Here is a 25,867-nt window from a genome sequence, read left to right on the forward strand (position 1 = left end):
TATGATATATGATCTATGTTTAAAAGACTGTAAACTCCACCCCCGCAAGGGACTGTATAATGTGGGTATTGAACAGGGCAAAATTATGGCCCTGAAAAAAACACCTCTGGTGGCAGATAAGGTGATTGATATTAAAGGGAAGGTGATTTTGCCTGGTTTAATAGATGTGCATGTCCATTTTAGAGATCCCGGTTTAACCTATAAGGAAAATTTTAAAAGTGGTTCCCAGGCAGCGGCCCATGGGGGGTTTACCACCATTATGGATATGCCCAACACTATTCCTCCCACCAGTACCGCCCGTTTTTTTAAGGAAAAAAAAGAAATAGCCTCCAAAAAATGTATGGTTGATTTTGCACTGCATGCCGGAGCAGGTGATCTGGTGGAAATTGAAAAAATTGCTCCCCAAAAACCAGCTTCATTTAAATTATTTATGGACCTGTGCAGTGATGAATTTTTAGGTCAGGTTTTTGAAAAGGTATCCTCCTTAGATTCTGAAATTCCACTGACCCTTCATGGAGAAAATCAAAAAATGGTTAATGATTGTACCAAAAAGCTTCAGGATAAAAATAAAAACGAAGCATTTGATTACAGTCTGGCCCGGCCTCCTAAAGCAGAAGTATTAGCAGTAGATCAGGCCCTGAATCTTTCCCGAAAGTTCCAGCAAAAAATACATATTTGCCATGTAAGTACCTCCCGGGCTTTAGAGTTAATTAATTCTAAAAAAATAGAAGGTGTGCCGGCAAGTTGTGAAATTACACCTCATCATCTTTTACTTGATTCTTCAGAATTTAAAAAATGGGGTAATCTAACAAAAACCAACCCTCCTTTGCGGTCTAAAGAGGAGGGTATTTCTTTTCCACTGCTGGATAAAATAGATATTATTGCCACAGATCACGCCCCCCATACTCTGAAAGAAAAAGAAAAAGGTGTTTGGGAGGCAGCTCCCGGTATTCCCGGTCTTGAAACAGTTCTTCCTTTATTATTAACCCAGATGAATAAAAATAATTTAACTCTGAATCAAATTAAAAATCTTTTATGTGAAAATCCATCGAAAATATTCAATTTAGAAAATAAAGGGTATATAAAAGAAGGGATGGATGCAGATATGGTGGTACTTGACCTTAAGTTAGAGGGTAAGATTAATCCCGATGATTTTTATACCAAGGCAGAGTATACTCCTTTTTCAGGATGGGAATATAAAGGGGCTCCAGTTATGACCCTATCCCATGGGAATGTTATTATGGAAGAAGGGCAAATTATGGAAAACAAAGGACGCTATGTTTACCCTGATTAATTTGATTTAAAAAAAAAGCTTAATAGAATATTTTTTTTATCAATATTCTATTTTTTTCTTAGAGGAACTATTAATCCTCCCACTATGAGAATTAAAGCCATTAATATTGCTGTTAATGGTATTCCCGTTTCCTGCATAGGTACTTTTCCATCATCATCTGGTTTTGGTTTTGGTTGCTGGACTTCGATGGTAACTGAAGATACTGTATCATCCAGGATAGGATCATAGGTCAGTGATTCCACTTTAGCAGTGTTGGTAATGTTGCCCGTGCGGGTCACAATGGTGGTTATTGTAAGCTCGGCAATAGCCCCTCTTGGCAGGTTTCCAATACTCCATATACCGGTTATAGGATTGTACGAACCATAGTTAGCCACAGAAGATACATATTGTAAACCGACAGGCAGTACATCTATCACCCGGGAATCTACTGCAGTATCAGGGCCTCTATTTTGTACGATATAGGTAAAGAAGATGGTATCATATAGTATTGGCCTGAGATCATTTACTGTTTTAGTAATGGCCAGATCTGCTGCAGGTGGGACTTCAAGGGTTACTGAATCCTGATCATTATCAGGGTTAGGATCGTATTCGTTTTCTGCAGTTTTAGTAGCCGTATTGGTTATGTTTCCAGTTTGTACCACTTTAGCAATTATATTTAAAATTGCTGAATTTCCAAATTCCATGGTTCCTATCTGCCAGATTCCAGTGGTGAAATCATATACTCCTTGAGTGGTTATAGATGAAATGTAATTTAAGCCATCTGGAAGCAGATCTGTTATTTCCACTCCGGTGGCCTGATCTGGCCCATGATTAGTTACCGTTATGGTGAACATTATCTCGTCCAGGTAATTAGGATTGAGTTTACTGGTATCTTTTTGTACCCCTATATCTGCTGTTTTTATTTGGATATCCGCCGTGCTGGTATTGTTTTCCAGATCGGGATCAAATGTATCTGAAGTTACATTGGCCGTGTTTCTGATGGTGCTATTGGCCTCTGCTGAAACCAGACCCTGTATGAGAACATTTATTGTTTGTCCCGGGGTAAAATTGCCCAGGTTCAAACTACCTGTCCAGTTAAACCATGAAATGCCCCCATCTATGGAGTATACAGGGTTTAGTATCACCGGAGGTAGTATATCATACAATATTACATTTCTAGATACTGATGGGCCATTATTGCCTACCAGAATATTGTAGGTGAGGTTTTCATGTCCAGCCAGTACGGGATCTGGAGTGCCGGTTTTTATCACATATATGTCTGCAACTGTTTCCACATCCGTAACTGTACTGGACGTATTATTCTCCAGGAAAGGATCAAAAGTACTGGAATTAACCAACGCCGTATTATTCAAAACACCCAAAGCATCAGACGAAAGCAAACCACGAATCCAAACCTCGACACTATTACCCGAACTCAAATTACCCAAATTCAAACTACCCAACCAAACATTCCAACTAACACCAGAATCCACAGAATACTCCGGATCAAGAATAAAACCAGGCACATCATCACTCAAAAACACATCCCGAGCAACAGACGGACCCACATTACCCACAACAATAGAATACTCAACAACATCCTCACCCGCAACCGCACTAACAGGACCATCCTTAACCACAAAAACATCCGCAACCGTCAACACATCAGTAACCACACTAGACGTATTATTCTCCAAGAAAGGATCAAAAGTACTGGAATTAACCAACGCCGTATTATTCAAAACACCCAAAGCATCAGCAGAAAGATCTCCCCTTATACTAACATTCCAAACCTCACCCGGCAACAAATCACCAATAAACAATGAACCCAACCAAGACAACCAGGCACCACCATTAACCGAATAAACCGGACTCAGTACAAAACCAGGAACAACATCAACCAAAAACACATCCCGAGCAACAGACGGACCCACATTACCCACAACAATAGAATACTCAACAACATCCTCACCCGCAACCGCACTAACAGGACCATCCTTAACCACAAAAACATCCGCAACCGTATCCACACCAGTAACCGTACTGGACGTATTATTCTCCAAGAAAGGATCAAAAGTACTGGAATTAACCAACGCCGTATTATTAATCTCACCTAAAACATCAGCCAAAACATCTCCCCTAATCAAAACCTCCAGAATAACACCCGGACTCAAATCACCTAAAACCAACATACCCGTCCATCCAAACCAATCCAAACCACCATTAACCGAATAAAACGGATTAGCAACAGACGAAACAACCACATCAACCAAAACAACATCCCGAGCAACAGACGGACCCACATTACCAACATTAACCGTAAACAAAATCTCCTCACCAGCAACAACCGAAAACGGAGCCTCCTTAACCACAAAAACATCCGCAACCGTCAACACATCAGTAACCACACTAGACGTATTATTCTCCAAGAAAGGATCAAAAGTACTGGAATTAACCAACGCCGTATTATTCAAAACACCCAAAGCATCAGCAGGTATTAGTCCTCTTAAAAAGATGGTGGTTATAGATGCAGGGGTTAAGTTGCCCAGGTTTAAGGAACCTGTCCAGGTAAACCAGTTTATATCATTCAGGGAATATTCTGGATTTATGAGGAAACTAAGGTTATCATAAAGGATAACTGATTCTGCTGTGGAGGGGCCGTTATTGCCTACCACCAGAGTATATTTAATAATATCTTCACCGGCAGTGCCACTAGCAGGGCCCATTTTATTTACGAATATGTCTGCTATGGTGTTTACATTGGTAATTACAGTATCTGTATTGGGTGTGGGGTCGGGTGTGGTGGTGGTAACCGTCACTGTATTATTAAGATTGGTTCCATTAGGAGTGGATGGATTTACAGTACCTCTAAGCAGTATAGATCTGGTTTCATTTACAGTGAGTATTCCTAAATCAATATAGCCTAATGCTGGCGGCCAGTTAATCCAGTTAATACCACCATTTACAGAGTACTCCACATTGATTAATTGAGGAGGTACTGCATCAAATACACGAACATCCAGGGCATCAGAAGGTCCATTATTTACTACAATGATGGAGTATAAAATTGTATTTCCGGCAACAATAGATGCAGGGCCATTTTTAGTTACATTAATATCTGCCTGAGTATTTACCAGGGTTGTGGTAGAATCTGAAGCAGGGGTAGGATCTGGTGTGGTGGTAGTGGCGTTCACCGTATTATTTATCAGAGTTCCATTAGCCACCGACGATAAAACATCTCCTCTAAGGAGTATTTCCTGTGATCCTCCAGCTGAGAGTGTGCCCAGGTCAATGTAGCCTAATGCTGGCGGCCAGTTAATCCAGTTAATACCACCATTTACAGAGTACTCCACATTGATTAATTGAGGAGGAATTGAATCTGTTACCTGAACATTCTGCGCATCAGAAGGTCCGTTATTAATCACATTGATGGTGTAATTAATTTTTTGACCAGCCAGTATAGTGGAAGGCCCTGTTTTTGTTACATTTAAATCAGCCTGTTGATTGACCTGTGTAATCGCCTGAGCAGTATTATTATCTGGATCCGGATCAGGAGTATCAGATGTAACTTGGGCAGTGTTATTTATGGTTCCCAGTGGAGCAGCAGATGATAAGTTTCCTCTAATCAGTATAGTTATAATTTGAGAAGTTGAAATATTTCCCAGCGCCAGGTTTAATGGATTAGAGAAGGCATACCATGTTCCGTTCAGGTTATATTCAACTCCAGTAAGGAGAGAGTACCATGCAGGATCTATCATATCGTTTAGAATCACATTTACTGCTGTATCCGGACCATTGTTACCAATAGTCAGAGTGTAGTTAATTTGTTGGCCGGCGAAAATATTTGGAGGTCCGGCTTTATTAATATAGATATCTGCACCCAGTATGTGAACTATGGCACTGTCGGTAGTGTTGTAAGTTCTCTCATCCGGGCTTGGTCCGCTTAAAGAAGTGTAAGTTAAATTAGCAATATTGATTAAGTCCTGTCCTGCCAGGGAAATATTGTTGTCCACCACACAGCGGAATATTATGGTGGCATTATCACCCAATAAAAGTGAAGGTCCGGTAAATCTTACCAATCCAGGTAATAGGGTGGTGTCTACAAGCCATCCTGCAGGAAGAAGTGTGGTATCCAGATAAGTCATACCCCCCGGTATGACATCATCAAGTACCAGATCATAGGCATTGCTGGTACTTTGATTAGTGTGGTTTATCTGAAGGGTGAATTCAACGGTGCCTCCCGGATTCACATTGGTAGAACCAGTTTTGATTAATTGCAGGTCAGGCTCTATAACCCTTACCGTGCTGGTGGCAGAACCTCCATTTATTTCAGTTGCGCCATTAAAGTAGAAAACCGTGGCGTTATTTATTAAATTAAGCCCATTTTGATTGGATAGTATATTTTCTACCAGTACAGTATAGTTAATGGTGATATTTCCAGGAGCAGTTGCATTAATTTCTCCAAAGTCAAATTCCCAGGTATTGCTGGTGGAATTAAACACAGGAATAGGATCAGGATACTGTACCGATAAGGAAGGTGAAATTATATAGGTAAAGTTGCTGGCTACTAGTCCCACAGGCATGCGGTCCGTCACCCTTAATCGGATGGTGGTTCCCTGAGGGACAGCCACTATTATGGTTTGATTTGCAGTGTCTCCAATGGTACGGTTTACCAGTGGTAGGCCTTCTGAATTTTTTATAATTGATGGAGAGCGGGAAGTTACATTTACCGTGGATGTAGCCCAGATATTATTTACCGTGCCCTGGCTTGGATCTCCAGTTCTCTCACCGGTTTCAGTACCTGGTGCTCCTGGAGTAACGCCCCCAGTTCCATTAGGACCGGGTAAACTGGTACCGGTTACATTGGCCGTATTGGCTGTGGTGGTATTGAATATTATATCTTCTTTTAAATCAGCAATGAAGCTGATAGTGACATTTTGACCCTGTAAAAGCCTATCAATATTAACTGTAAGGTTATTTCCAATTAAAGTGTAGTTGGCCGTAATGGTAACGTTGCTGGTGGTAATGGTAACCTGGTTTAAGGTTCCATTTAAGGCCCGTATATTTATAAAGTTAGGATGGATTATGTCTGTGACCACCAGATCATATACCGGGGCAATATTAGTGCCTGCAGTATTACGTACCACTATATTAAAGGTTACAGGTTCTCCACCCTGCTGGATGGTAGGAGTGGCAGTTTTATTAATGGTAAGAACCGGGCGTCTAACAGTAAGACCCGGAGCACTACTGGAAGTAGATAAAGATTGTCCTGCCTCATTAGTATAATTTAAAGTTCCAGTATTTGGTATGGTCCCATTTACATTATTTGAAACATTATTTTTCACCACTACATCAAATAGAATCCGGATGGTTTCATTTCCAAGCAGATTATTATTGGTAATGTTACCCAGGAAAAATATCAAAGGATTGGTGCTGGTAGGAGTAATTGATTGGAAGTCTGTCAGACCAGTGGAAGTGAATATAAACCCATCAGCAAAGACATTACTGCTGCTTCGGCTGATTAATGCTCTCCCACCAATATAAGCCAGTCTGGTATTAATTATATCCGAAATATTGACATTGGCAGTGGTCCCGGAAGGTATGGTGATATCAACACGGTAGGTTACTACTTCCCCTATAAGGACGTTGTTGCCAGTAGAATCCGGTTCAGATGTATTAAACACGCCTTTTACCACTGCTGGTGCAATGGTACGAAGATTAGTACTACCTTGAGATGTATATTCTCTATTATTATCTCGAGGAGTAGTAGTTGAACTTAAAGAGTCGTATGTGGCGGTAGCTGTATTTAAAAAGGTGGAGTTGGATTTAACATCATCCATTATATTCACATTAAAGGTGAAATTTAGAGATTCTCCCGGATTTATGTTACCTCCAATATAGGTAACTATTCCACTGGAACTATTATAATTAAAGGTGAATCCTGGAGGGGTTATTGCTGAGGTGACTGTGGTCCAGTTAAAGGCAGTTCCATTTAAAGGATCCACTATAACCACATTATAAGCTGGTGATAATCCAGAATTGCTGAGATTCAATCTTACAGTTGTCTGCTGGCCCCCGGAAACCGGGTTGGGTAAGATGGTTTTAACCACATTTAACCAGGGCTGTAAAACATTGAAATTATAGTTAGCACTTACCGGTGCTGCAGGGTTTTCATCCCAGTCCAGCCTCACTGTGTTGGTTTTAGGCAGAGATGAGGGGGTTCGGGGATTGGTTGTTTCATTATTTTCCACCACCAGATCCACATCTATATAAAAGCTGTTAGTTTCATTCAGATTATCCGGGTTAACGATAGTAGTTCCATTAAAGAGGAAAGTGATGGTGTTTCCCACACTGGTCACAATCAAGTTACCCAGAGTTCCATTAAATCCAGTTAAATTTAAAACGTAGTTGCCGGTGTAAATTATTCCTGCAGGTAGTAAATCGGTGATGGTTAAGTTTGTCATTTGACCTTCAGGTAACGTAATCAGGAATCGGAAGGTTCCTAGTTCCCCTATGGTCAGATTATTTCCACTGGTACCTGGATCGGTACTATTTACCAAATCCTTAGAAATGGTAGGATCTGCTATAGTTACCCAGGCTTGATCCTGGAATAAAGACTGATCTTGAACAAAGTTGGGTCCATCAGGTGTGGAAGCAAAGTTTAAAATTTCCGCAGTATTATTTATCACCTGTCGGGGATAAACATCCGGAGCTATATCAAAGGTGAAGGTTATGAAAACCGTGTCATTTCCATAAGGAGGTCCTTTGGTACCGTCATTGCGGTAAAGTATGTTGTTGAGTATTAGTCCACCAGCAGCAAACAAGTTACCAGTGAAGTTGGTGATGGGGGTTCCGTTTCCGTAAATTACACTAATTAATGTGGGGTTTATTAATCCAGCAGGGATGTTGTCCCTGATTATAACATCATAGGCATTCCAGCTACCCTGGTTTTCCACGGTGATAACATATGTGACTTTATCGCCTGCATCTGCACCATTTAAATCTCCATTTACAGGTAATATGCTGGGATCTGGAGTAATGGTTCCCGAGCCGGTAGTGCCAGATATTCCTTTGGTAATAACAAGTACTGGTTGCTGGGTGATAAACTGTATGATGGCGTTATCCGAGAACATGTCCCCGGGAGAGTTATCATACATGATATTCATCTGATTGGTAAGATAGAGTTCATCGGCCATGGGCTCATTGGTGGCTGTGACTGTGAAGAGTATATGTACCAGCCGGGTTATTTGATCAGTACTATTTACCAGACCATAATTAAATATCAGGTTATTATCCGTGGCGTTGGTGGTTAAGGTGGGTAAGAATCCCAGGAAAGTGCTAAGTGTATCATCAGCGGCCAATCTCCACTCTCCTGCTCCGGGAGGTGTGTTTCCCTGAGCAATATTAGTTGTTACTTGAGTGGCATTAAAGAAGGGTATGGGTAAAAAGTCCACAATGGAAAAATTCTCCAGGTTGGTGGTGGGTACCCAAACCTTTAAAGAAAAGGTCACATCATCCCCTGGTTTTAAAAAGTAAGGAGGGTTTCCAATGGTTGTGTTGCCATTAATGGCATATATGGATTTTTCAATAGTTGGTGCCACAATTACAACAGAAGTACCACTTCCATCACTTACAGGGTGGTGGTTATGAGTAAGGTTTGCATTAGCAGTAACCTGGTTGGTGGTTACATCGTTAGAAGTTAGTAAAGGATCCCCCGACGGGAAGTTAGCGGGATCTTCATATTCAATATCAATAATAGTACGGAAGGTTATGGTTCCGGTAGTTGGTCCCCGGTTATCAGTGCGATTGTTATATAAGCCCCCGGTAAGAACCTCATCCAGGCCCCAATCCAGGAGCTGGTTGGATACATAAAATATTATGGTCCAGGTTCCAGTGATATTGTTATGAGTAACTTCATAGTTACTTGGAACGAAGGGAAGATTAGTGGTGGTTCCATTTTCAGTTATTCTTAAAAGAGGAATAAAAGATGAGAGGAAGCTTTGACCATCCCCCACTACATCGGTTAGGGTTACGTTACGGAGTTGGAAGTAATCCGATACTTGAAAGTTTATGGTGTATTCTAAAGTATTGGTAGGTCGGGTAGGTGGACCACTTAAGTCACTGACAGATTTTTGCACGGCCAGAGATTTTAAAGTCACCGTGTATTCTGTTGAGGGACCATCTGAAGTTACAGTAGTTCCATTATAATTTCCTTGGGCAGTAGAGTTATTAAAGGAGGGTACAGGAGCACCAGTATTGGGATCGATTACAGGCTGAAGGGTGTTGTCAAATTCAGGAGCATATACCTGGTATGTGATTACCCGGTCCACTCCAAGTACACCTGTAATTGATGGGAAGTTGATAGTCAAGTTCCCTCCCGGTATGGTCAGGGAGGGCGTATTGATTATGGTTCCTCCGGCAGCATCTATAACCTGTATGAATTGTAAATTGGATGGAAGTAAATCAGTAACATTAACATTGGTTAGTGTGGCTCCATCTGCTATGTCTAAAATTAATTGGTAAGTGCGAGGATAATTTGGTCCAGTGGCAGTTTCATCTTCAGGCATTATAGCATTTTTAGTAAGACGAATAACAGTAGGAGTTACAGTAGTAACCACAGTGTTACCATGTATTGGAGGATCAGTAGTGGGGTCATCCAGAGGCGTATTACCAAATCTGAAAATGGGGTTGGTAGTCACATTTAGTGGTACGCCCAGGGTGGCATTGGCAGCCATGGTGAAGCTTGCCAGGAGAGTTGCTGGTGGTTGGTCCGGGGTGAAGCTACCAAAGGGATATTCCAGGACCCATAAGCTGAATCCAGGGGTTCCAGTTACCATTTCCCTGGTGAGAGGATTTAATAGTTCTCCTGATAGGGGAAATATTCCTAAGTTAGTAGATCTTATAGCAGATCCCAGATAGGTAGCTGCATTGAAACTTATCTCGGGGGGGAGTATAAGTTCCAGAATAGGGCCAAATCCGGTACTGGTGGCCTCATTATTAAAAGTAAAGCTCATCTGAAAATTTTCATTAATGAATGTTTCTCCAGGGGATGTTACCGTGACTGCTGGTTGTCCCAGATGGAAATTTACCTGGGCAGTTTTAATTTGATTAATATTTTCAACTTCTACTTCCTGGCTGGGGGAAACATGGCCATTTAAAGAAGCTATTACATTGAAAATAGAATCATTGCTGGAAAAAGAAACCTTATATAAACCATGGGCATCGGTCTGGGTGCGTCCCATTTCCAGGCCCTGCAGATTCTTAACCAGAATGGTAACATCAGGTAAAGGTTCATCAGTTTTACAATCCTGAACCAGACCTGAAATTTCAACTAAAGGAGTAAGATTAGAATTATCAGTGTTATTCGAATCAATATCTAATATTTTTGTATCATTAACTATTGAAAAATCATCATCTGCCATGTTATCCGTAGCTGAGACAGATGAAATTGAAAAAAATAAAAGGACTAATGCTAAAATTAAATACTTTTTATTAATGGTTTTCCCCCCAGAGTATCATTTAATCATATTAATGAAATGTAAATACATTCACTATATTTTATTCATAATATGAGATTAAAATATATATAAATCTTGTTGTTTGTGTTTACCGAAACATTTATTCCGCACATTAGAAATAATAGTATGAAAAAATAAAAGAATGAATGGTGAAAAAAATGTGTGAATCAAATGCTTATCAATCTGATGGTACTCTCATTATGGAAGATGTATTAAATATTAAAATAGATGGTAAAAAAATAGAGTTAGTGGATATTTTAAACCAAAAAAAGAATTTAACAGGGACTATTTCTGAAATAGATTTGGATAAACACAGTATATTCATAAAATTAGAATAAAATTCCATTTTCTATAAATTTATTTTATATTATTTTGAAATTTGAATACTTCAATTTATTTTTACAGATAAATTAATATTTTATAAAACCTCTAATTTTTATAAAATTAACAATTCAAAAAAAAACTCCCCAAAAAACCAAAAAAAAAGTAAAAAAGTAATAGGTGACCTGCACCTATTAAACAGTTTTTTTTATTTTAAATACAATGCATTCTTAGGACAGGCCGGTATACACTGATCACAGAGTATACAGAATCCTTTAAGAGGCACCTTTTCGTCGGTGAGTTTCAACATGTCGTAAGGACATACATCTATACAGTCTCCACACTCATTACATAGAGAGGGGTTGTACTGCACTCTTTTCCTTTTAGCTACCTTACCATCAATTACCTTATCCATATCCACCAGGGATAAAGCCCCTTCTGGACAGGATACGGTACATGCACCACAACGGGTACACATATTAAAGGACGGATCTTCATCCACCTTCACCTGATCAGGTAATTTCATGCCAGTTTTGGTAACCACGCGAATGGCATCATTAGGACAGATATTAGCACACCCACCAATAAAGTCACACTTTTCGGCATCGTATACTAATCCATCCTCACTGGCTGGTTTGGCTGGTCCCAGTTCAACTTCCAGATCAATGGCATCCACCGGACAAATATTCTCACACAAACCACAAGCCGTACAAATTGCGGGTAATTCCACCGTGAGATTAGACTCCTTAGGAACAATAAAGTCACCAGGACAAGCTTCCACACAAGTGTTACAACCAATACAGGTTTCCTCATCGAGTTCGAATTTCTTCATCTCTTTAGAACGCTTATCAGGTTTCTTACCAGAGATGTAGACCGCATTCCAGGGACAGGTTTGAGAACAAACACCGCACTTGATACATTTATCGGCATCAATTTCAATGGATCCACCGATTTCTTCCAATGTAATAGCATCCACCGGACACTCTGGAACACACATATTGCATCCCACACATCCAGTGATGAATATAGGTCCCTCAATTTGGACATCCAGTTTGGCTGGTTCTTTAACACCATCCACCCCGATAACATCCACCGGACAGATATCCACACACTTCTGACACATCACACAGAAACCCTGTAAAGGTATCTTCTTAACCTTACCTTCTTCCAGCTTAAGAGTCTGAGGAGGACAAACATCCACACAATCCCCACACTCATTACACTTCTCAGGATTAAAAACAATCCTTCCCAGGGTGGTTCCGGATTCATCCATCACCATATCTTCTAATTTTAATGCATCCTGCGGGCAAATATCCACACACTTAGGTGCTCCTCCACAAATATCACAGTAAATCACATTTTCAGGTGTTACTTGGATAGCTGTAGTAGGGCAAGTGCCCTCACAAGCGCCGCAACGGATGCAGTCTTCTTTATTGACTACTATCATTTTACCACCTCAGGCAAAATTAAATTTTATTGACCAGATTTCCATCATTGTCAAATACTTCTAAGGTGGCTAGTCTCATTTGACTGTCAATGGTGTGAGTAGCACAGGATAGACATGGATCGTATGCTCGAATAACCATTTCCATTAAGTTGAAGATTTTGTCGTCTACTTCCACACCTGGTTTGATGTAATCTTTAGCAACCTTCTGGATACCCATTTCCATAGCAGGGTTGTTCTGGATAGTGGCTACTACAATGTTTACATTGGTCATTAAGCCATCATCATCAGTTTTGTAGTGGTGGATTAAAGTTCCTCTTGGGGCTTCTACTATTCCAACACCTTCACCTGCAGTTCTTTCGATTTCATCAGGGAATTTTTGTCCAGATAAATCTTCTTCCAATGCGCTTGCGGCCAGTTCAGATGAAGCTAGCATCTCTATGAGTCGGGCCCAGTGGAATAATAAAGTCTGTTGAGGCATATCTCCAAAATTGCTTCTGAATTCTTTTAAGTAGTCGTTAGCTTTAACTGCTACTTCGGGGAATTTGTCAGCAACATTTAATCGGGATAAAGGTGCAACCCGGTAAATACCTTCAGGGTATCCTAATTCTTTAATGTAGGGGAATTTCAACCAGGAGTAAGGTTTTACATGTTCTGCAACGGTATCCAGGTAATCTCCAGATTGGAATTCACGGAAAATACTACCATCTTTGTCTTTTATTCGCACATCACCGTTGTAAACATCCCATAGTCCTTTATTAACTAGACCGGTATGTCGGGTTTCAATGTTGCCCAGGGAATTTACCAGATCAATGTTTTCCTCGAATATAGGTATAGCGGTTTGTAGAGTGGCTTCTGCCAGTTCTATATTTTGGGCTGCCTTTTGTTGCAGGTCTTTTTGAGTTTCATCATCCAGTTCAGTGGATATACCGCCAGGTGTGGATGAAGTAGGGTGAATAGGTCTTCCACCAATTTCTTTTACAATATCCAGACCATTTTTACGAATTTGTATAGCTTGTAGAGCTAAGTCTGGAGCATCTTTAATAATCTGGAATACATTTCTGGTTTTTCTGTCTTTACCAGCAATGAAATCCGGTGCTGCCAGGAAGTAGAAGTGTAGAGCATGGGAGTGCATGAATGAACCCCAGTTCATAATTTCTCTCATCCGGTAGGCAGTAGGTAAAATTTCATCATCCTGGAATCCATAACACTGATCTGCTGCCTTAGCTGCAGCTAAGTGGTGTTGTACATCACAGATACCACAAATTCTAGGTACGATCCGTGGTGCTTCTTCCACAGGTCTTCCTTGCATGAATTTTTCGAAACCTCTAAATTCCATAACGTGTAAACGAGTGTCTTCCACGTTTCCTGCATCATCCAGGTTCACAGTAATTTTAGCGTGACCTTCAATCCTGGTTACAGGTTCCATAGTAAGTTTAACCATTATTTACCCTCCTTCCTCATTTTTACGGGTACTAACGCCGCAGGGAGTGTGTAAGTATAAAATGTGCCCACAATATCATCTAATTGATCGGCCACTTCTTCCGGGTCAACAGTTTTATCCTGTTCTACCCCGTAGTCAGATGCAATAGCACTAATCATCTTGGCACCTTGATCTTGAACCTTAGGAGTAGGTCCGTAGCAACCTCTGCACTGAATAGCTATGCTGGGGCATTCTGCTCCACAGATAGATATAGTTGCGGGTCCCATGCATATTAATCCCTGGGGGATTAAGCACATTTCTTCTTCAGGTTTACCAATTTCAAACTGCCTTTTTATAAAGTCCATAGCTAAACCTTCTGGTGGTTTTTCTCTTGGACAAACTTCGCAAAGGTTAGTAGATGGTAGTTCTACAGGTTCTCCTTTTAATAAAGCGAGAACTGCCTGAGCAACCACATCAGATCTTGGTGGGCAGCCAGGTACAGATAAGTCCACATCGATTACTTCGTTTAGTGGTCTTACTCTGCTTTCTAAGTGAGGTACTTCTTCATTAGGTATGATACCTTCTTCATTAGGAGTACTTGGTGAATTAATGTAAGCTTCCTGGATCAATTCATCAGGAGTACTTAAATTTCCTAAACCCGGAATTCCTCCATAAACTGCACAGGTTCCGTAATTTATTACGAATTTGGCTTTTTTACGTAGTTCTTCTGCCAGTTCCCGGTTTTCATCATTACGGATTCCACCTTCAATGATTACTACATCCAGTTCAGGAATTTCATCGTATTTGGTGTCCATTAATACCGGGCTGAATTCAAAGTCTGCCAGTTCCATTACATCCAGTAGAGCTTCGTGAAAATCAGCGATGGAAAGGTGACAACCTGAACATCCACCCAGCCACATTGTTCCTATTTTTGCTTTATCGGCCATTTTTTTTCCTCCGCTTAAGCTTCAACATTTATTTGTTCCTTTAAAGGAGATGCGCCTAAGGACTTGATTCTTTCAACCATCATCTTAACGGTTTCAGCAAATTTTTCTCCTTCTGAAGCAGAAATCCAGTCGTGGTAGATTCTTTCTTTACCAATTCCCATATCTTCTGCCAGCTTGTAAACCAGTCTCATTCTCCTATCAAGTTTGTAGTTTCCTGCATCATAGTGACAGTCACCGTGGTGGCATCCTGCTACAATAACACCATCTGCACCTTCTCGGAATGCTTTAAACACAAATTGTGGTTCAATTCTTCCAGAACACATTACTCTTATTACCCTTACATTGGGAGGGTATTGCATCCTTGCGGTACCTGCAGTGTCAGCCCCACCGTAGGAGCACCAGTTGCAACAAAACATTACAATTTTTACGTCATCCTCAGCCATAGAGTTTCCTCCTTGAAATTACATAAATGTACCATCAATTGTACCATGAAAATGTACTATTAATTGTACTTGTTATATGGATTTAAATGAAGTTAGTATAAAGGTTACTTATGGACACAAGTCGAAAATTTTATATATAAGATTAATAATTTTTTTATTGGTATTACTTAGAATCACATACCTTTGGGGGGTTTTCAAAAGTATTGGAAGCTCAATTTATCTTAAAAAAATAAAATAATGAATTTTAAATTGTTATTGCTAATAAAAAGATAGATATAGTCATAATTTCCGGAAGTCAATGATATCCAGTAATACTTATTATGTATTTTATCATAGTTAGTGGAAGTGGTGATCCTGCCCTGAAAAACAGTTAATGTGGATATTTATATTAAAAAGTAAGTAGGGAGTTGGAATTTTTTGTCTAGGATTAAAAAAGTATTTTTTATTTTTAAACCAGACTTATAGTGCCCTGAAAATTTTTAGATAGTTTTTGGGCCAAACCAGGAATAGTAGAAGTTACAATTGAGGTTTGAGCACTATCATGAGCCTTTTTATCATTGGATTTGGCCCTTGAAATATCTGATTTTAAGGCAGAATTCAAATTATCTACCGTTACCCTTTCCACCCAGGGATCAATATCACTGATTATAATCTCATCAACCAGTCCATCCAGTGCAGAGGCCATGGCCCAGGAAACAAATCTGCCCCCCATTAGAGCTACGTTATCTTTAATTTCCCCATTTTCTGCCATTTTTACTATATCTGAAGTGGTATGTTGAACTCTGGCCTTTGAATATAATGGAGATTGGGCAATACAAACCCAGTGAGCATCGCCCAGGACAGAATCTCCTATTTTTTTAGGATAAACATTTTCAGGACCAACAACTTTTACTGCAGCGGCCAGTGCTTCTAATTCTTCTTTTCCAATAGGTGCTCTGGTTTGTTCACCACAAGCACATGCAGAATTTATTTCTTCTCTTATGATTTGCATTACCCGTGGTAGTCCAAAGTTACCTCTTTTGGCAGTTCCAGGGGAATAGCCACACATATAACCATGATGATTTTGTGGAAAGCCTGTAATTATGGCATTTAATCCGGACCTTAAACCTACCCGGCACTCATCTTCATAGGCCCCATTGGTGGCCACCACCTTACCTGGAGCAAGTATACGGGCCATAGCCACCGCTTTTGCAAAATCATCGAGTCGATGAGATGATAAGTTAAATGGTCCGCCTTCCAGAACAATTACATCTGCCTGCATATCCAGAGCAGTGCTAAATCCAGTTATTAAATCTTCATAGCCATCTCCAATGAACATAATCGCTTCTATGCCTTTACCATATTTTTTGGCCATTTGGGCAACGATTTCTGCTTCTTTTAGAGGAGCCGCGTGTCCTTCTCCACCCTGGGCACTGGTAAGGTTGATAGCCACACTAGAAGCTAGTTTTATCCATTCTTCACAGTCAAATAAGCCTTCTTTTTCTTTTTCCAGAAGCCTGGAATGTATTCTGCCCCGGGGACATTCTTTAAGTGATGGACCCTGATAATAACAATCTCCACTACACCTTACAATATTTGAGGGGAATCTCATGGGGCCATATTTACCAAAATGGTCCAGATCAATAGGAACATCAGTGGATTCTCTTATCTCTTTAAATAAGTCCAGAGGCTTCATTCCATAATTTTCAGCAATATCTGCAAAAGCGTATGCACAGACATGAATACCATGCCCCATTATGTCTGCCACTCTACAGTTACCCATTAAATCAATTTTTTCTAAATCTGAAGCACAGGTTCCAACCAGTATTTCAGTTAAATCACATCCCAGGGGAAATTTTTTAAAATTTTTGCCCAGTTGCATGGATTCTTCTCTACTAAGACTCGAAATGGCATCCACGATAGATATAACATCTTTTTTAGATTTACTCAATTCCAGTGCCACGTTCATATCATTTATTGCTTCCTTTACCATTTCATGCATTTAAGACACCATTATCCTCATTAAATATAATTTTCTATAAAGTTATTAAAAATCGGAAATCTAATTATTTATAGGTATTGTTTTAATGCTCTACGATAAGTATAGTAGTTTTAGAATCTTTTTTTATGATTATTTTCGTTATAGGAATTCCCCATATTTAAATATGACTAATTTAAAATATAGTATTATTACTTATAAATAGAATTAGATATGAATTGTAATAATGCTTAGTTTAATATTTAAAGAATTAATAATTTTTATTTAATTTATTAAAAGAGTATTATTACTTTAAAAAGATTTATATGAGATTAAATTTATTTTTATTTGTACTACAAATTAACATAGTAGTATTAAATAATTAATGAAAAAAGGTGTTTTTGTATGAAAGTTGCCATATTAGGAGCAGGTTGTTACCGAACCCATGCTGCCAGTGGAATAACCAATTTCTCACGGGCATGTGAAGTAGCAGAATCTGTAGGAAAACCAGAGATAGCCATGACCCACTCCACCATAACCATGGGTGCTGAGCTAAAAGAATTATGTGGAATAAAAGATATAGTAATATCAGATCCAGTATTCGAAAATGGAATAATGTTTATAGATGATTTTGAATACGAAAATGTAATAGAAGCTCATAAAGAAAATCCTGAGAACGTGATGCCCGATATAAGGGCTAAGGTAAATGAAGTAGCTAAAGACCTACCCAAACCACCTAAAGGCGCTATACATTTTACAGACCCTGAAGATCTTGGTTTAAAAATAACTACTGATGATGTGGAAGCTGTTGCAGATGCAGACTGGATTATGACCTGGCTCCCCAAAGGGGACATGCAAATGGGAATTATTGAAAAATTCGCAGATAATATTAAAGAAGGTGCTATTTTAACCCACGCCTGTACCGTTCCCACCACCATGTTCCAAAAAATATTTGAAGACCTCACCAGCGCAGAAATGAATATTGCACCTAAAGTAAATGTTTCATCATATCACCCTGGTGCTGTGCCAGAAATGAAGGGACAGGTTTACATTGCCGAAGGATATGCCAATGCAGATTCTATAAATAAATTAGTAGAATTAGGTCAGACTGCCAGAGGAAATGCATACACATTGCCAGCAGAGTTATTAGGACCTGTTTGCGATATGTGCTCTGCACTTACAGCCATTACCTATGCCGGAATACTGGGTTACCGGGACTCAGTAATGGATGTTCTGGGAGCTCCCGCAGGATTTGCTCAAATGATGGCTAAAGAATCATTAGAACAGATCACTACCCTTATGGAAAAAGTGGATATAGATAAAATGGAAGATCATTTAGATCCTGCAGCATTACTGGGTACTGCTGATTCTATGAACTTCGGAGCAACTGGAGAAATCTTACCAACCATCTTAGAAGCTTTAGAAAAAAGAAGTAAATAATACTTCTTAAATTTCTTTTTTTAGAAAAAATTTTTTTAATAGATGTTTAATACTTATCATGAAAAATATTATAAAATATAAAAAATGAAGTATTTAGAAGCTCATATAATATCATATTAAGTTTATCCTGCGGTGTTAAATTGATAAATAAAATCTTAAAAAAAGGATTGGATGGGGAATATCTGGAAAATAATGAAATATTGGAGTTATTTCAGGCTAAGAGTAATGATGATTTAAATAACATGTTTGATACAGCAGTTGAAATACGAAATAATAATATAAACACCATTAAGCTTACTTCCACCGTGCATATGACCAACAAATGTCAAGTTATTCCTAAATGTAAATACTGCGGTTTTGCTGCAGGTACATCTCAGGAAGGATATTATAATTCTTTTTTTAAACAGGATGAAGAAATACTTGAAGCTGTTTTGAATATAGAAAAATCAGGCATACCTCGTGTTAGCTGTTCAGGCGCACATGGCTTTGAAGGAACCCACGCACTCCGGGCAGCCCAGATAGTTAAAGAAAACACCTCCCTGGAACTACTTATAAATGTTGGTTCAGATCTAACTGAGGCAGTGGTGGAAAAATTAGCAGAGTATAAAGTAGATACGGTGTGCTGTAATTTAGAAACCATCAATAAAAAATTATTTTTTTATTTAAAACCCGGCGAAACCTTAAAACAAAGAATAGATATATGTGAAATGATTTCTAATGCGGGAATTGAGCTTTCTTCAGGTATTCTCATTGGTCTGGGAGAAACTTATCAGGACCGCATAAATCATCTAAAATTTATTAAAGATTTTGAAACACTGGGTGAAATACCTCTAATGGGTTTTAATCCATATAAAGGGACTCCTATGGAACACCACCCGCCCTGTTCTTTAAAAGAACAGATGAAAACCATTGCCATTACCCGAATATTATTCCCTGAAATAAGAATTACCGTACCCACCCCTACCATTGGCCCAGAAAATGTTAAATATTCATTGATGGCCGGGGCAGATAATCTGGCCACGGTGATACCTGAAAATTACCCTCATCATTTAAAAGGAGTAGGAAATCCAGTTTTTAGTAATTTAAGGGATGTTTTAGCATCCATAAATGAAATGGGACTTAAATCTCAACTTAACGAAAATTTAAATTCTAATTACTGTCCGGGAGAGATTCTTCAAAGTGAGTAGGCTATATTTATAATAATTGATTTAAGGTGTAGGGATGCAGCTGGAAAATTTAATTAAAAATGCTTATCAGGAATCTGCTGACGGAATTAGAAAAGGAGATCTAATAAAAGAGGTAGTGGGAATAAGGGAGTATATCCTTAATTCTAAAAAAATTATTGTGCCTAATTGGAATAAAGCTAAGTTAGATGTAATAAATCAAGTTTTAAAAGAATTTGGGCTCCGAAAAGCCAAACATCTTGAATTTCATACCAGTTCCTGTGATCTTACCCGGATGCCTGCCATTAACAAGGCAATCATGGCCCTGGATATTGCTCCCTGTGATCTTGTTATTGCACGTGGGCGGTTAGGAGTTCCTGGATCCGGTTCTATGCTGGTAATAATCGATAATAAAGGTCGATTACTTTCTGCAGCAATATCTCCCCCGCACATTATTCATGGTAAAACTATTAAAGACGCGGTTTATTATGAAATGACATTGGCCCTGGAAAGGTTGGGCTTTACCAGAAAATAAATATTTTTTTATATGCCGTATCTCTCTAATAATCATACTCAACCTCAGAAGGGGAAAAAATGGCCTATAACCAAAAATCAGATTTTAAACCCAAATTTGAACAGGGTATCACTCCCACAGTGCAAACTATTTTTTCTCAAATAACGGTGAAAGATATAATTAATTATATAAGTAGCCTGAAAGCACAGGCCATTATTTCCTGGATGGAAAAAACCAATTTAAGTGGAAAAATACTTATTTTTGGGACTTATATAACTGGATTTAAAGTTGCTAATTTACTGGTGAAAAATTACCAGGTTACAGTGGTGGATATACATCCCCACCTTAAGTATTTTCTAGATGAAAAAGTATCTTTTAGAAAAGATATAACCGAATTAGATTCTGCAGAAACTTTTGAAGTTATAATAGACACCACCGGGATTGGAGGCATTGATTTAAGTATATTAGATTTTTTTAATGCTCCGAAAGTGCTCTTAGTAGAGAATCCAACTTCTGATGGTAGTGATAACCTTATAAAAAGTTTTGATGAAACCCTGAGTCGTTTGAAGCATTCTTCTGCCTCACGTAAAGGATACCTATTTACACATGGATTGAATTCCAAGACCTCCGGAACCATGACTCTGACCATGGAAGTTCTTAGAAGATCCATGAGGGATGTATTATGCAAAGAAGGGGTACTTTATGCAGTTCCCTCCCTGGATTTTTATGAAAGAATACTTTTCCAGGAAAAGAACCCTGAAAAATATTTAAAATCAATTCAAAGGCCGGCTATGGTAGTTTCATCCCTGGATAGGGTGGATTGTGATCATATAATAAGGGAAAACCTGGAAAAAATTAATTCCGTGCTAGTTGAATCAAAGGATTAATTTATACTGAGTTGAGGTAGAATGAAAGCTTTGGAGTTATTTAAAAAGATTGAAGACGAAATTCCCAAAGACTTAGCTTTAAAAGATGATTTTGTAGGTTATATTGGGAAATCAAGTAATTTAAGCTATGATATAGAACGAGTTCTAATTTTAATGGATTATGTTCCCCATTTAAATGATATTAATTACAGTGATTATGATCTATTAATATTACACCATCCTCCTTTTAACCATCCTAACAATTTCAAAGCCCCGGAATTGGAATTACCCACCTATGTTATTCATTCTAACTGGGATATTATTAAAGGAGGGGCCTGTGATGCTCTGGCAGATTCATTAAATATTGACATAACTGGCATTTTAGATCCACAAACCGGTTTAGGTCGTATAGGGATAATAAAAAATGGTCCAATATCTGTAACTGAATTTGTAAATAATGTATCCGCTGCATTGAAATTAAATCAGCTGAAAACGGTTAATAATGATAATGCTTTAATAGAGAAAATTGCCCTGGTGTCTGGTTTTGGTCTTAGTCCTTCCTATATACAGAAGGCATATGATAAAAACGTGGACTTATACTTATCAGGAGATCTTACTCATGCTGGAGCAATAATGGCTAAAAAAATAGGTATAAGATTATTAGATGTTAGCCATCATGCCAGTGAAGTCCCGGGTCTGTATAGATTAGGGGAATTAATTTCCAGGATGGGTGTGGAGGTAAAGGTAAAAGATAGTGGAATCCCCTGGAAAGCATATTATTTTAAATAGATGTTTACAGGTATCTCTATTAAGATTTTAAAATTGAAATTAATCTGTTTTAGATGTTATTTGAAGAATTAAGTAATTAATACCAAGTAAATGAAAACCATGGATTTAGTAATACTTTTTTATAGAAAAGTATTTATAGGTATTAATTTATACCAATCTTATCTACTGGTGGTCCTTCCAGTAGAATTAGTTACGCAATTAATTTAAGCAGGGCATCTAAACAGTTCATGATATTTTTCGCTCAAATGTTACCCGCTTGTTTTGATGCCCTTAATTGTTTTTTAAAATGAAAGTAAAAGTGTCAATAATCTGATATACATATAATAACAATTGTTATAATAATTAAATTAAGAAGGTTATACATAAATTATCAGGTGAAAGAAATGAGTAATATAATTGAGATGGAAAATAAAAAAGTTGCTCTGGGTGAAGTTTCGCTGGTAGGCCTGGGAAGATTGGGGCTTAGAACCGCCTTAAACTTGATGCAAGTTCATCGCGGTGGTCCACAAACCATTTATGCCCTGGATGGTCAAAAAGTTTCTATTGATGATCTCATATTTAGAATGTATGGGGCCGAATTAGGAGAATATAAAGTAGAATTCCTAAAAAGATTAGCTGGAAACAGATTTAATAAACAAATAATCCCCCTATCCAAAAACATCACTAGAGATAATCTCGATTTAATAAAAGGAGATGTAGTTTGCGTGGAAATAGCAGGGGGAGATACCCTTAAAACTACCACTAACATAATTAAAAGAGCACATGATATTGGGGCTTTTACTATCAGCACTTGTGGAGTCTTTGGAATAGGCGGAGAGAATATTATATGCCAGGATATTTCAAAAATGGATGAGGATCACCCTATAGTAGGATTTTTGAAAAAAGAGGGTATTATCAAAAATCACGTGCTGGTAGGAACTGGAAAATTAATTCGGGACTGGGAACCAGTTACTCCCTATATGTTAGACCAGATATCCCAGGTGATGACCACTGAAATATTAAAATTACTTAAAAAGAAAAATGACATCAAAAAGTCCGATTAAAATTTCCTGCGCAGAGTGTTTTACCCATGGAAAAATTGCCCGGGAAATACATTCCTTTGCCAGAGGGTATCCCTCACAATACCACTGGAATATTAAACCATCCCAGATTAAAATATCACTTGTTGGCGGAGTTTTCGCACCCACCATAAATAGTGTGGAATCTTTACTTAAAATAAAACCATTGGATCCAGTTTTAAATCTGGATGGTATAAAGGTCTATAAAGAAAAAGAGGACTTGAAAATGGCCACTATGATGGCTCAAGCCGTCCTGAAGATTTCTAATTCAGATATAGGGATTGGAACAAGTGCCGGTATAGGAAAAGGAGGAATTTCAGTTTGCAATGATAAAATAATCCTATCATGCACTTCTGAAATCCATGCCGATCTTAGGAACTCTCCTGTCAATTTGATTTTAGAAAGACAAAAATCAGGGATTGAAAAAGCACTTTTTTTACTGGAAAACCTTATTAATGGCACCATAGACTCACTGTATTCTGAAAATATAATAATAAGATATAAATGATCATTCATTTTTTTATATTATAGTTTCAAAACTTTCAGGAAATAATAATTCTATTTAATTAATTTTATAAGCTTATAAACCATATTATTAACCATACAATTTTAGAAAATAATCAAAATAAGGTGGTGGTTAAGCTGCTTCTTGAAATAAACGATTTAGCAGTTGAAGTAAGTGGAAAACAGGTTCTAGAAGACATTGATTTGCATATAGGTGAAGGAGAAACACATGTTTTACTGGGGCCAAATGGTTCAGGAAAAAGTACCCTTTTTATGAGTATTCTAGGATTTCCCAAGTACAAGGTCACTAATGGGGAAATAATATTCAAAGGCGAAGATATTACCAATCTCAACACAACAGAAAGAGTCAAAAAAGGTATTGGAGTTAGTTTTCAGAACCCTCCCGCCATTAGAGGGGTAAAACTAATGGATCTACTGAAAGTAGAAAGTGGGCAGGCCATAGAAGATGACGAGCTCTCACCAGAAATGATGGAACTATCCTATAAAATGAAACTGGATGAACGTTTCCTGGAAAGGGATGTTAATCTGGGATTTTCAGGGGGAGAAGTGAAAAGGTCAGAGATACTGCAACTTCTAGCACAAAAACCTGATTTTATAATGTTTGATGAACCAGACTCCGGAGTGGATATAGAAAATGTGGAGTTACTGGCCGAACAAATCAATATTCTTCTGGATAAGCATAAAAAACCAGGTTTGAGAGAAAAATCAGGTCTTTTGATCACTCACCTGGGATACATACTGAATTTTGTCAACGCCGATACAGCCAATGTGTTGATGGATGGGAGAATAGCCTGTTCAGGAAGCCCTGCAGAGATTATGGAAGATATTAGAAAAGAAGGATTTAAAGGGTGTGTGGAATGTTGCAAAGTGCATTAGAAAAAGCAAAAAAAGCCCGGGAAAAAAAGCCCTTTATGGAGAAGATATTGATCTGGAAAAATTCATCAAAGAAGAAGCAGACGAACATGAGCGATTAAATAAAGCCAGCGAAATACCTAAAAAAGTTCAGGAATCTCTATTAAAAGTAGGAGTGGACCCGGAAGAAAAGGAAAGGGCCGGTACCTTTATCCAGGTAGATCAAAGTGGAGTATGCAGTACCTGCGAGTCTGAATCAGTAGAAATAATGGGCATGAATGTGGCCACAGAGAAATATGGCTGGTTAAAAGATTATATGTGGAAGGCGGTAGCAGTTGATGCTGATAAATATACCGCACAAACCGCCCTTAGAGAATCTGAAACTGGAGAAAAAAGTGGATACTTTATAAGATCTTTACCCGGTTCCAAAGAAGTTTTCCCCCTCCAGGCCTGTATGTTTATTGGTGATGAGAAGGTAATGCAGACCACCCACAATGTAATCATAGCCGAGGAAAATTCTGAACTGCATATCATAACCGGGTGTGCTACCGGAGAAGATGTTAGTTCAGCTCTGCATGTAGGTGTTTCTGAGTTTTATTTAAAAAAAGGAGCGAAAATAACATTTACCATGGTGCATAACTGGGCAGAACAGGTAGATGTTAGACCTCGTACCGGAATTATGGTGGGAGACGATGCTACTTACATGAGTAACTACATCCTTACCAGTCCGGTAAGAAGCATACAAACCTATCCCACCGCCTACTGCCCGGGTAAAAACTCAAGGGTAGTTTTCCAGTCCATACTGGGCGGTCAAAAAGATTCCATTCTGGACACCGGATCCAGAGTATTATTGGAAGGAGAAGGATCCAGTGCCGAAATGATTTCTCGAGCAGTATCAAAGGATCAATCCCAGTTATATGCCCGGGGGCATCTGGCAGGTAGAACCCAGAATGTTAAGGGACATCTGGAATGTCACGGCCTGGTATTATCTGATGATTCCATGATTTATGCTGTTCCTGAGTTGGAAGGCAGTGCTACCGAACTGGAAATGTCCCACGAAGCTGCTGTAGGTAAAATTGCTGAAGAGGAAGTACAATACTTAACCTCCCGTGGGCTCAGCGAAGAAGAAGCCGCATCCATGATTGTGCGAGGATTCTTAAGCATGGATATTACAGGACTACCTCCTGAACTGGCTTTAGAAACTAAAAAAATGCTAGATATGAGTTTAAAGGGAATGTAAGTCATTCCCCTATTATTTTTTTTTTAATTAAAGTATTTTTGTAAATCCTGCCAAAAATTAGTTCTAACATATTTAAATGGATTAAGGAATCCTT

General features: G+C 38.6%; 16 protein-coding genes and 1 pseudogene. 11 read left to right on the top strand and 6 right to left on the bottom strand.

Annotated elements, in window-relative coordinates; genetic code table 11:
• The first annotated feature begins 1 nt into the window (after position 1).
• Entirely contained in the window at positions 2 to 1,294 is a 1,293-nt protein-coding gene (locus HYG87_RS04835; RefSeq protein ID WP_320055115.1) for a dihydroorotase, read from the top strand.
• Positions 1,295 to 1,341: 47 nt separating this feature from the next.
• On the opposite strand, the gene HYG87_RS04840 is transcribed toward HYG87_RS04835, so the two are convergent.
• Positions 1,342 to 10,695, bottom strand: a complete 9,354-nt coding sequence (locus HYG87_RS04840) for an isopeptide-forming domain-containing fimbrial protein (protein WP_211534088.1) — start codon at positions 10,693 to 10,695, stop codon at positions 1,342 to 1,344.
• Between the two features lie 254 nt (positions 10,696 to 10,949).
• Here HYG87_RS04840 and HYG87_RS04845 point away from each other — a divergent pair, with 254 nt between their 5' ends.
• A complete protein-coding gene (locus tag HYG87_RS04845; RefSeq protein WP_211534089.1) occupies positions 10,950 to 11,129 on the top strand; it encodes a CooT family nickel-binding protein in 180 nt (59 codons plus the stop codon).
• A gap of 191 nt (positions 11,130 to 11,320) precedes the next feature.
• On the opposite strand, the gene mvhB is transcribed toward HYG87_RS04845, so the two are convergent.
• From mvhB to hmdC, 5 genes are all read right to left on the bottom strand, one after another.
• Complete coding sequence (mvhB, locus tag HYG87_RS04850; RefSeq protein ID WP_211534090.1) at positions 11,321 to 12,559, bottom strand: polyferredoxin protein MvhB; 1,239 nt, start codon at positions 12,557 to 12,559, stop codon at positions 11,321 to 11,323.
• Positions 12,560 to 12,578: 19 nt separating this feature from the next.
• Entirely contained in the window at positions 12,579 to 14,000 is a 1,422-nt protein-coding gene (gene mvhA, locus HYG87_RS04855) for a F420-non-reducing hydrogenase subunit MvhA (protein WP_211534091.1), read from the bottom strand.
• Positions 14,000 to 14,926, bottom strand: coding sequence for an NADH-quinone oxidoreductase subunit B family protein (gene mvhG, locus HYG87_RS04860; protein ID WP_211534092.1), 927 nt, complete (start codon positions 14,924 to 14,926; stop codon positions 14,000 to 14,002). The genes mvhA and mvhG overlap by 1 nt, the downstream gene beginning before the upstream one ends.
• Positions 14,927 to 14,940: 14 nt before the next feature.
• Positions 14,941 to 15,369, bottom strand: coding sequence for a hydrogenase iron-sulfur subunit (locus HYG87_RS04865; RefSeq protein ID WP_211534093.1), 429 nt, complete (start codon positions 15,367 to 15,369; stop codon positions 14,941 to 14,943).
• Positions 15,370 to 15,817: 448 nt separating this feature from the next.
• Positions 15,818 to 17,350 (bottom strand): 5,10-methenyltetrahydromethanopterin hydrogenase cofactor biosynthesis protein HmdC, encoded by a 1,533-nt coding sequence (gene hmdC / locus HYG87_RS04870; RefSeq protein WP_211534094.1) that lies wholly within the window; start codon positions 17,348 to 17,350, stop codon positions 15,818 to 15,820.
• A 381-nt stretch (positions 17,351 to 17,731) separates the two neighbouring features.
• On the opposite strand from hmdC, the gene hmd reads away from it, so the two are divergent.
• The 9 genes and pseudogenes from hmd (at position 17,732) to HYG87_RS04915 (ending at position 25,773) form a co-directional block, all read left to right on the top strand.
• Positions 17,732 to 18,766: a 5,10-methenyltetrahydromethanopterin hydrogenase gene (gene hmd, locus HYG87_RS04875; protein ID WP_211534095.1), complete on the top strand. Its 1,035-nt coding sequence runs from the start codon at positions 17,732 to 17,734 to the stop codon at positions 18,764 to 18,766.
• 140 nt (positions 18,767 to 18,906) lie between these two features.
• Positions 18,907 to 19,953 carry a 5,10-methenyltetrahydromethanopterin hydrogenase cofactor biosynthesis protein HmdB gene (gene hmdB, locus HYG87_RS04880; RefSeq protein WP_211534096.1) on the top strand — a complete coding sequence of 349 codons (1,047 nt, stop codon included), beginning with the start codon at positions 18,907 to 18,909 and terminating at the stop codon, positions 19,951 to 19,953.
• Positions 19,954 to 19,987: 34 nt separating this feature from the next.
• Entirely contained in the window at positions 19,988 to 20,464 is a 477-nt protein-coding gene (locus HYG87_RS04885; RefSeq protein WP_211534097.1) for a DUF3236 domain-containing protein, read from the top strand.
• 59 nt (positions 20,465 to 20,523) lie between these two features.
• Positions 20,524 to 21,330, top strand: a complete 807-nt coding sequence (locus tag HYG87_RS04890) for an SAM-dependent methyltransferase HcgC family protein (RefSeq protein ID WP_211534098.1) — start codon at positions 20,524 to 20,526, stop codon at positions 21,328 to 21,330.
• Positions 21,331 to 21,351: 21 nt separating this feature from the next.
• A complete protein-coding gene (locus HYG87_RS04895; RefSeq protein WP_211534099.1) occupies positions 21,352 to 22,098 on the top strand; it encodes a Nif3-like dinuclear metal center hexameric protein in 747 nt (248 codons plus the stop codon).
• 383 nt (positions 22,099 to 22,481) lie between these two features.
• Positions 22,482 to 23,141, top strand: coding sequence for a hypothetical protein (locus tag HYG87_RS04900; protein ID WP_211534100.1), 660 nt, complete (start codon positions 22,482 to 22,484; stop codon positions 23,139 to 23,141).
• The gene (locus tag HYG87_RS04905; protein ID WP_211534101.1) at positions 23,119 to 23,664 is read left to right on the top strand and encodes a FeGP cofactor biosynthesis protein HcgF family protein; all 546 of its coding nucleotides are present in this window, start codon (positions 23,119 to 23,121) and stop codon (positions 23,662 to 23,664) included. Before HYG87_RS04900 ends, HYG87_RS04905 begins: the two co-directional genes overlap by 23 nt.
• Positions 23,665 to 23,798: 134 nt before the next feature.
• Entirely contained in the window at positions 23,799 to 24,557 is a 759-nt protein-coding gene (gene sufC, locus HYG87_RS04910; protein ID WP_211534214.1) for a Fe-S cluster assembly ATPase SufC, read from the top strand.
• Positions 24,539 to 25,773, top strand: a pseudogene (locus HYG87_RS04915) (SufB/SufD family protein). Before sufC ends, HYG87_RS04915 begins: the two are co-directional and overlap by 19 nt.
• Positions 25,774 to 25,867 lie beyond the last annotated feature (94 nt).

The organism is Methanobacterium alkalithermotolerans, from assembly GCF_018141185.1.
GTDB lineage: Archaea > Methanobacteriota > Methanobacteria > Methanobacteriales > Methanobacteriaceae > Methanobacterium_F > Methanobacterium_F alkalithermotolerans.

Excerpts from the sequence above, each read along its gene's own strand:
- HYG87_RS04835 (WP_320055115.1), top strand. The coding sequence starts at position 2 with ATGATATATGATCTATGTTTAAAAGACTGTAAACTCCACCCCCGCAAG.
- HYG87_RS04840 (WP_211534088.1), bottom strand. The coding sequence starts at position 10,695 with ATGGCAGATGATGATTTTTCAATAGTTAATGATACAAAAATATTAGAT.
- HYG87_RS04845 (WP_211534089.1), top strand. The coding sequence starts at position 10,950 with ATGTGTGAATCAAATGCTTATCAATCTGATGGTACTCTCATTATGGAA.
- mvhB (WP_211534090.1), bottom strand. The coding sequence starts at position 12,559 with ATGATAGTAGTCAATAAAGAAGACTGCATCCGTTGCGGCGCTTGTGAG.
- mvhA (WP_211534091.1), bottom strand. The coding sequence starts at position 14,000 with ATGGTTAAACTTACTATGGAACCTGTAACCAGGATTGAAGGTCACGCT.
- mvhG (WP_211534092.1), bottom strand. The coding sequence starts at position 14,926 with ATGGCCGATAAAGCAAAAATAGGAACAATGTGGCTGGGTGGATGTTCA.
- HYG87_RS04865 (WP_211534093.1), bottom strand. The coding sequence starts at position 15,369 with ATGGCTGAGGATGACGTAAAAATTGTAATGTTTTGTTGCAACTGGTGC.
- hmdC (WP_211534094.1), bottom strand. The coding sequence starts at position 17,350 with ATGCATGAAATGGTAAAGGAAGCAATAAATGATATGAACGTGGCACTG.
- hmd (WP_211534095.1), top strand. The coding sequence starts at position 17,732 with ATGAAAGTTGCCATATTAGGAGCAGGTTGTTACCGAACCCATGCTGCC.
- HYG87_RS04885 (WP_211534097.1), top strand. The coding sequence starts at position 19,988 with ATGCAGCTGGAAAATTTAATTAAAAATGCTTATCAGGAATCTGCTGAC.
- HYG87_RS04890 (WP_211534098.1), top strand. The coding sequence starts at position 20,524 with ATGGCCTATAACCAAAAATCAGATTTTAAACCCAAATTTGAACAGGGT.
- HYG87_RS04895 (WP_211534099.1), top strand. The coding sequence starts at position 21,352 with ATGAAAGCTTTGGAGTTATTTAAAAAGATTGAAGACGAAATTCCCAAA.
- HYG87_RS04900 (WP_211534100.1), top strand. The coding sequence starts at position 22,482 with ATGAGTAATATAATTGAGATGGAAAATAAAAAAGTTGCTCTGGGTGAA.
- HYG87_RS04905 (WP_211534101.1), top strand. The coding sequence starts at position 23,119 with ATGACATCAAAAAGTCCGATTAAAATTTCCTGCGCAGAGTGTTTTACC.